Here is a 7,942-nt window from a genome sequence, read left to right as displayed (position 1 = left end):
TTTTCCGTTGCGGGCGCGCGCCGGGTAGTGCCCCTTCGGGCGCCGCTGTCGCACCGACCGGGTGTGTCCCGCTGCGTGCCCGATGTCCCACATCGCGCGGCGCAGCGTTCCTACCCTGTCGGCGCCACAGCGACGCGCAGGCCGTGACCCGGTGAGAACTGCGGGCTAGGCGCCGGCGCCGCGCTTATTGCGCCCTTGCCAGCAAGCCCCTTCATCCCTTTTAATCTGGGGGCGGCGTTCCATATTGATGAACCAGGTGAAGGTCCGCCGGGCCAGCCGAGCCTTAGGACCCTGGGAACCGAGTGAACATGGCGAACCGACGCGACCAGCGGCACATCAGCGACGACGACGATACCGGCACGGCCGTCGTCACCAAGTCGCGGGCCAAGACCAAGAAGCCCTCGATGTACCGGGTGCTGCTGCTCAATGACGACTACACGCCCATGGAGTTCGTGGTCCAGGTGCTCAAGCACATCTTCCGCAAGAACCAGGAAGAAGCCACGGCCGTGATGCTGCACGTGCATCAGAAAGGGGTCGGCGTCTGCGGCGTCTACACCTTCGAGGTGGCCGAGACCAAGGTCAACCAGGTGGTCGACACGGCGCGGCGCAACCAGCACCCGCTGCAGTGCACCATGGAAAAAGAATAGGGAAGGGTAGGTCGACGTGCCCGGTTTTGCCGCCAATCTCGAAAAAAGCCTGCACCGCGCCCTGGCACTGGCCAGCGAGCGGCGCCACGAATACGCCACGCTGGAACATCTGCTGCTGGCCTTGACCGAGGATGCCGATGCCATCTCCGTCTTCAACGCCTGCGGCGTCGGCATCGACCCCTTGCGCCGCGACCTGGCGGCCTACCTCGAGGAAGAGCTCGCCAACCTGGTGATGGAGGCCTATGACGACCCCAAGCCGACGGCCGGCTTCCAGCGCGTCATCCAGCGCTCGTTGATCCACGTGCAGTCCTCGGGCCGCGAGGAGGTGACCGGCGCCAACGTCCTGGTGGCGATTTTCTCGGAGCGCGAATCCCACGCCGTCTACTTCCTGCAAAAGCAGGACATGACGCGTCTCGATGCCGTCAGCTACATCTCCCATGGCGTGGCCAAGGCGCCCGGCGAGAGCTCGACCCGGACCGCCCGCGGCAGCGACGAGGAGAGCGAAGACGGCACCAACCGCGAGGGCGCCGAGGCCCTCGAGGGCTACTGCGTCAACCTCAACCAAAAGGCCGCCGAGGGCCGCGTCGACCCGCTCATCGGCCGCGAGACCGAGGTCGACCGCACCATCCAGATCCTCTGCCGCCGGACCAAAAACAATCCCCTCTACGTGGGCGACCCCGGTGTCGGCAAGACCGCCATCGCCGAGGGCCTGGCGCGGCGCATCAACGAGGGCGAGGTGCCCGACGTGCTCAAGAGCGCCACCATCTTCGCGCTGGACATGGGGGCGCTGCTGGCCGGCACGCGCTACCGCGGCGACTTCGAGGAACGCGTCAAGGCGGTGGTGACCGAGATCGAGAACTATGAGGGCGCCATCCTGTTTATCGACGAGATCCACACCGTGATCGGCGCCGGTGCCACCTCGGGCGGCGCCATGGATGCCTCGAATCTGCTCAAGCCGGCGCTGCAGGGTGGCTTGCTGCGCTGCATGGGCTCGACCACCTATAAAGACTTCCGCTCGTACTTTGAAAAAGACCGGGCGCTGTTGCGGCGCTTCCAGAAGATCGACGTGCATGAACCCAGCCTGCCCGACGCCATCAAGATCCTGCGCGGCCTCAAGCCCTATTTCGAGGATTTCCACAAGGTGCGCTACACGGCCGAGGCGGTGAAGTCGGCGGTCGAGCTTTCGGACCGCTACATCCACGACCGCAAGCTGCCCGACAAGGCCATCGATGTCATCGACGAGACCGGCGCCGCCGAGATGCTCAAGCCCGAGAGCCGCCGGCGCAAGACCATCGGCGTGCGCGAGATCGAGACCGTGGTGGCCAAGATCGCCCGCATCCCGCCGCGCTCGGTGTCTAAGAGCGACAAGGAGGTGCTGCGCACCCTGGGCCGCGACCTGCGCGCCGTGGTGTTCGGCCAGGAGAAGGCCATCGAGGCCTTGGAGAGCGCCATCCGCCTGGCCCGCGCCGGCTTGCGCGAGCCCGAAAAGCCCATCGGCAGCTACCTCTTTTCGGGTCCCACCGGGGTGGGCAAGACCGAGGTGGCGCGCCAGCTTGCCGATCTGCTCGGCGTCGAGCTGATCCGCATCGACATGTCGGAATACATGGAGCGCCATTCGGTCTCGCGGCTGATCGGCGCGCCGCCGGGCTACGTCGGCTTCGACCAGGGCGGCATGCTGACCGACGCCGTCGACCAGAACCCCCACGCCGTCTTGCTGCTCGACGAGATCGAGAAGGCGCACGAGGACGTCTTCGGCGTGCTGCTGCAGATCATGGACCACGGCAAGCTCACCGACCACAACGGCAAGAAGGTGGATTTCCGCAACGTGATTTTGATCATGACCACCAACGCCGGGGCCCAGGAGATGAGCCAGCACGCCATCGGCTTCGAACGCGGCTTGCGCGAGGGCGAGGACGAAGAGGCCATCAAGCGCATGTTCACGCCCGAGTTCCGCAACCGGCTCGACGCCATCATCGGCTTCGCCCATCTCTCGCCCGAGGTCATGGCCCGGGTGGTCGACAAGTTCATGCTCCAGCTCGAACACCAGCTCGAGGAGCAGAACGTCGAGATCGCGACATCCGATGAGGCCCGTGCCTGGCTCTCTGACAAAGGCTACGACCGCCTCTACGGCGCCCGCCCGCTGGCCCGGGTGATCCAGGAGCACATCAAGAAGCCGCTGGCCGAGGAGCTCCTGTTCGGCGAGCTGTCGGGCGGCGGCCTGGTGCACCTCGATACCAAAGATGGCAAACTCGCCTTCGCCTATGAGGCTCCGAAAAAGGCCAGCCGCCCGAAAAAGCCCAAGCGCGACAGCGGTGGCGAGGAAAGCGACGGCGAACCCAAGGTGTCGGAACTGGTGGAGTAGCGCCGACGCTTTCGGCCTTTTCCTTGGCCGTGACCCGGTGAGAAATGCGGGCAAGCTGGGAACTCACCATCAGGTGTGATAGTTGGTAGCCGGCGGGCCTACCAAGTTTCGGATTTCACGATTGATGAGTTTGCCGTGGCGTTGTCCAATCTCAAGGCCCTAGAGAGGCCGCTTGGCGAAATCCCGCCACTGCCAGAGGACCGGCTCGTCGGCCGACTCGAGGGCTTTGAGCGGATCCGGGAAAAGCTCGGCCGGCCCGTCTTCATTGACGGCGCCTGGGTTCTGCCCCTGGTCCAGGGCGGCAAGGGCGTCAGCGCCACCAACGGCAAGAACGCCGGCGCCTGGGCGGCGGAAAATGCCGGCGGCACCATATCCGGTACCGGGGCGGCAATTGCCTACGATGAAAATGGCCGGCCGAATTCATACCCCTACGCCGGACGCAGCCGCCAGGAACGACATGAAGAGCTGGTGGCCTGGTCCATCGAAGGTGCCATCTTGCAGGTCGGCATTGCCCACCGGGCCTCTGCCGGCAAGGGCCGTGTCCGTCTGAACCTTCTCAAGGAAGCCGGCGGCGCCATGCGTATCTTGCGTGGCGTGCTGGCCGGCAGCCGCCTGCCCGGCGGTGCCAACATGGTTCATGCCTTGACCATGGGTGCCGGTTTGCCGAGCGAGGAAGATGCCCGGATCTGTGCCGACGAGGGCGTCTACCTGGACCCCATCATCTCCAGCGTCATGGCGCTGAAAGTGCTGCTCAAGCGTGCCTTCAAGAAATGGCGGGGCAGCTACGACGAACTGATCGGCGCCGTGGTCTACGAGGACCCCTGGCTGGCTGGCGGCCACAACGGTATCACCAGTCGGGAAGACCCCGAGATGCCGGAAGACCCTTTCGAGCGTGTCAAGTGCGTGCGCCGGACCATGAACGAGAACGGCATGCAAAATGTCGCCATCGTCATGGCCGGCGGCGTCTGGTACCTGCGGGACTGGGAACACTGGCTGGACAACCCGGAGATTGGCCCCATTGCCTTCCAGATCGGCACCCGGGATCTGTTGACGCGGGAAAGCCCGGTGTCGGATGAATGGAAACATCTGCTGCTGTCGATGCAGGAGGGCGACGTGGCCCTCAACAATTTCAGCCCCACCGGGTTTTGTTCGTCGACCTACCAGAACGGCATGATCCGGGAATTGATCCAACGCTCGGAGCGGCAGGTGCCGTTTTCGCGCAGGCCCGACGAAAGCCTTTCCAAGCTTGTTGAAGGGCGGTCCCTGGCCAACAAGAAATATTACGTCAGCCCGCGAGACAAGCTGAAGGTGGATGCCTGGATTGCCGCTGGCTTCGACAGGCCCATGCCCACACCGGATGGCACAGTGATTTTCGTCAGTCCTGAGAAAGAGCGGGAAATTCGGCGGGACATGGCGGAATGCACGGGTTGTCTGGCCAACTGCGGCCTCAGTGCCTGGAGCCAGAATCCAGAAAAAAACTTCGCTACCGGCAAACTGGCCGACCCCCGCGTCTACTGTATTCGGAAAGGACTGGTGGGGGCTATCCAGGCCGTCGACCTGGACAGCAAGCTGATCTTTGCCGGCCACAATGCCTTCAAGGCAGCCGATGATCCCTTCTATCGTGACGCCAAGGGCAAGGTCTTCATTCCTTCGGTGAAGCAGCTTGTTGAACGTCTGTTGAGCGGCGGTTGAGGCGGGCCAATCCGCCAGCCGCTCTAACCCTCAAACCTCCCCCCGTACCACCAGCCCCTCGGCCACCCAGCCGTCGAGCACGGCCAAAGCACGATCGGCAAAGGCGCGGTCGTTGATGTGGGCCTCGATCTCGATCAGCTCGACGGGCGGCGCCAGGGCTTGGCGCATCTCGTCGGCAAAGGCGGCGAGGCCGTCGGGGTCGTGAAAGGGGCCGCCGGGCTTGTCCCATTCGTCGATGCCCGCGAGCGGCATGATGAAGGCGGTGGGGCCGGTGGCTTTTTGCAGCTTGGCGGCGATGGCGCGGGCGGCGGCGCGTTTTTCGCCCGGTTCCATGATGGCGCAGGCGATCAGCCGGTTGTGGGCGTGGAATTCGCGGCCCTCAAACCTCTCCGGCACGGGCGCCCAGGCCTGCATGTCGATCAGCGTGACCCCGCCCGGAGCGACGATTTGGGGCACCCCGGCGCGGCCGGCGCCTTCCAGGCGATCGGCCCCGGCGCTGACCAGCGAGCCCATCAGGTGGTTGCTGACCTCGACCAGCGAGAAATCCATCAGCGCCGCCAGTTGGCCCCGGGCGGCCAGCGTTTCCATGGCCCGGCCGCCCATGCCGGTGGTGTGGAAGACGGCCACCTCGTAGCCCCGGGATTCGAGTTCCGGCTTCAAGTGAACCATGTAGCTGAGGCTGGTCTTGCCCAGCGAGCTGAGGCCGACGACCGGCCTTTGGCGTTGCGGCTTTTGGGCCAGGCGGGCGGCGCCCAGGACGGCGCCGGCGGCCTGGCTCAGCGAAGCGCGGCAGAGGCTGTTGAGGCCGTAGAGCCCGCCCGCCCAGAGCACCATGATGAGGTCGGGTGCCAACCGTTCGGGCGGCAGCAGCGGCGAAAAGGCTACCGTCGAGAGCACCACCTTGGGCAGGCCCAGCGGCAGCGCCGAAGTGACGTCCAGCGCCAGGTCGGTGGCCATGGTGCCGCCCAGCGCGATCAGGCCGTCGCAGCGCCCGGATTGGCAGAGTTCCAAGGCCAAGGCGGCGGCGCCCTCGGCGGTTTTGGCCATGGCCAGGTTTTCGTCGCCCAACGCGGCGATGGCGGCGTTGGTCGTACCGGCGGCACGGGCCACGTCGTGGCGGCTGAAATCGACCGCCAGGGGCGCCTCGCCCAGCACGCCCACGTCCATGATGGCGGCTTTGGCGCCGCCCGCCGTCAGGCACTCACGCAGGAACGATATTTCGTCCGCCTTGGTGTCGGCGGTGCCCAGCACCAGGATGGCGGGGGCGGTCATGCCGGATTTGCCGCCGCCAGCCCGGCATCGAGGGCGGCCGCGATGCGGCCGATGTCCGCGGCGCTGATGATCAGGGGCGGCGAGAGAATGAGCTGGTGGCCGCTCACCCGCACCATGACACCGGCCTGGTAGGCGGTCTCGAAGACGGCGTTGACGGTTTCCTTGGCGGCCGGGGTCTTGGCGGCGCGGTCCGCGACCAGCTCGAGGCAAAGCATCAGGCCCTGGCCGCGCACGTCGCCGACCACCTCGTAGCGCGCCTTGAGGTCGCGGCAGGCGGCGATCAGCTCCTGGCCCCGGGCCTTGGCGTTATCGGCCACCTGCAGGCGCTCGGTCTCCGCCAGCGCCGCCAACGCCGCCGCGGCGGCCACGGGGTGGGCCGAATAGGTATAGCCGTGGCCGATGTTGCCGAAGCTATCGTCGTTCCGTTCGAAGGCCTCGGCCACGCCTTCCGAGATCATGGTGGCGCCCATGGGGTAGTAGCCGTTGGTGATGGCCTTGGCGAGGGACATCAGGTCGGGACGCACGCCCCAGAGCCTGGACCCGGTCCAGGCGCCGGTGCGGCCAAAGGCGGTGATGACCTCGTCGGCGATCAGCAGCACGCCGTGGCGGTCGCAGATCTCTCGTACCTGCGGCATGAAGCTGGGGTCGGGCACGATCACGCCGCCGGCGCCCAGCACCGGCTCCATGATGAAGGCAGCTACGGTGTCGGGGCCCTGGAAGGCGATCTCGTCGTCGAGCGCGGCGGCCGAGAGCCGGGCCAGCTTGGCCGGATCGTCCTCGCCGAAGGGGTTGCGGTAGGGCCAGGGCGGCGGAATGTGGAAGCAACCGGGCAGCAAGGGCTCGTAATTGCGCCGGAACTTGGCGTTGCCGTTGACCGAGGCGGCGCCGAAGTGCGTCCCGTGGTAGCCCTGCTTGAGCGAGATGAACTTGGTTCGGTCGTGCTGGCCGCGGATTTTGTGGTACTGGCGCGCCAGGCGTAGCGCCGTCTCCACCGAATCCGAGCCGCCCGAGGTGAAAAAGGCGCGCACCAGCCCGTCCGCCTCGAACCATTGGCGCAACTCGTAGGAAAGCTCGATGGCCGGTCCAGTCGAGGTGCCGCGGAAGGCCGAATAATAGGGCAGGCGCTCGAGCTGGTCGCGGATGGCGTCTTTCACCGGCTGGCAGGAATAGCCCAGGTTGACGTTCCACAGCCCGCCCACGGCATCGAGCAGGCGCTGGCCGTGGACGTCGGTGACCTCGACGCCCTCGGCGGCGGTGATGACCTTGGGCGGCTGGGCCTGCATCTCGGCCGGGTGGGCCATGGGGTGCCAGAAGTGTTTGGCGTTGTTCTCGATGAGGAAGTTGGCGTCATGCATGGCAGGGCTCCGGTTGCGACCTGGCGAGGGGGCCTCGACCCCGGTGGGGAATAGTGCCTGGGTCGGACGTTAACCCGCAATTCCCACCAGGTCACGGGCAGCAAAGCTCCCAGGCGATGCGAATTGGCCTCGTGCGGAGAGCGCCAGGACAAGCTGGCAAAGGATAGGGGGTGAAAGTCCATCGCGGAGCAAGACCTGGCGGTCGCGGGCCAGTCGGGTAAGCTCCATGGAGCGAAGCCCGGCCGGAAGGCATGAGGAAACGGACGACTGCATAGTACCTAGGAAGCCCCGAACAAAGCCGTGCGCCCACGGATCGGAGCTGTATGGGCCGCCCAGACCCCGCAGGCCGATCACGTTTGCCCTTCCATATGAGCCCGCTGCGTTAGCAGCGCAGGCCGGGATCTGTGCGGAGGGAAGCGGGGCAACCCGCCCCCTTACCGCGACCATTCCATCAGTAATGAAATCAGCTTCAAGCGGGCTAGGGCCTGTTGACATTTAAGGGATTCCCAAGAGCGTCAAAAAGTGATTCAAACTTCCTTTTGCAAGGAGGTTTTGATGAACACGGGACGTTTCGTCATCAGGGATGAGGTCTGGGAAAAGGTTTCCCCCCATCT

The 7,942-nt window shown here is 65.8% G+C and carries 5 protein-coding genes; 3 read left to right on the top strand and 2 right to left on the bottom strand.

Features of this window, described 5'->3' with window-relative positions; genetic code table 11:
• Positions 1-308 precede the first annotated feature (308 nt).
• From clpS to QGG75_18335, 3 genes are all read left to right on the top strand, one after another.
• Positions 309-647: an ATP-dependent Clp protease adapter ClpS gene (clpS, locus tag QGG75_18345; GenBank protein ID MDP6069189.1), complete on the top strand. Its 339-nt coding sequence runs from the start codon at positions 309-311 to the stop codon at positions 645-647.
• Positions 648-663: 16 nt separating this feature from the next.
• Positions 664-3,009, top strand: a complete 2,346-nt coding sequence (gene clpA / locus QGG75_18340; protein MDP6069188.1) for an ATP-dependent Clp protease ATP-binding subunit ClpA — start codon at positions 664-666, stop codon at positions 3,007-3,009.
• Positions 3,010-3,144: 135 nt separating this feature from the next.
• Positions 3,145-4,701 (top strand): nitronate monooxygenase, encoded by a 1,557-nt coding sequence (locus QGG75_18335; GenBank protein ID MDP6069187.1) that lies wholly within the window; start codon positions 3,145-3,147, stop codon positions 4,699-4,701.
• 30 nt (positions 4,702-4,731) lie between these two features.
• Here the strand turns inward: QGG75_18335 and QGG75_18330 are convergent, their stop codons facing one another.
• Both QGG75_18330 and QGG75_18325 read right to left on the bottom strand, forming a co-directional pair.
• Positions 4,732-5,973, bottom strand: coding sequence for a Tm-1-like ATP-binding domain-containing protein (locus QGG75_18330; protein MDP6069186.1), 1,242 nt, complete (start codon positions 5,971-5,973; stop codon positions 4,732-4,734).
• Positions 5,970-7,328, bottom strand: a complete 1,359-nt coding sequence (locus QGG75_18325) for an aminotransferase class III-fold pyridoxal phosphate-dependent enzyme (protein ID MDP6069185.1) — start codon at positions 7,326-7,328, stop codon at positions 5,970-5,972. The genes QGG75_18330 and QGG75_18325 overlap by 4 nt, the downstream gene beginning before the upstream one ends.
• Positions 7,329-7,942 lie beyond the last annotated feature (614 nt).

The sequence above is a fragment of the Alphaproteobacteria bacterium genome, from assembly GCA_030740435.1.
Lineage (GTDB): Bacteria > Pseudomonadota > Alphaproteobacteria > UBA2966 > UBA2966.
The sequence above is the reverse complement of the archived record's forward strand: the minus strand, read 5'-3'. Positions and strand labels throughout refer to the sequence as shown.

What these genes read in the sequence shown, in the direction of transcription:
- clpS (MDP6069189.1), top strand. Translation starts at nt 309, where the DNA reads ATGGCGAACCGACGCGACCAGCGGCACATCAGCGACGACGACGATACC.
- QGG75_18330 (MDP6069186.1), bottom strand. Translation starts at nt 5,973, where the DNA reads ATGACCGCCCCCGCCATCCTGGTGCTGGGCACCGCCGACACCAAGGCG.
- QGG75_18325 (MDP6069185.1), bottom strand. Translation starts at nt 7,328, where the DNA reads ATGCATGACGCCAACTTCCTCATCGAGAACAACGCCAAACACTTCTGG.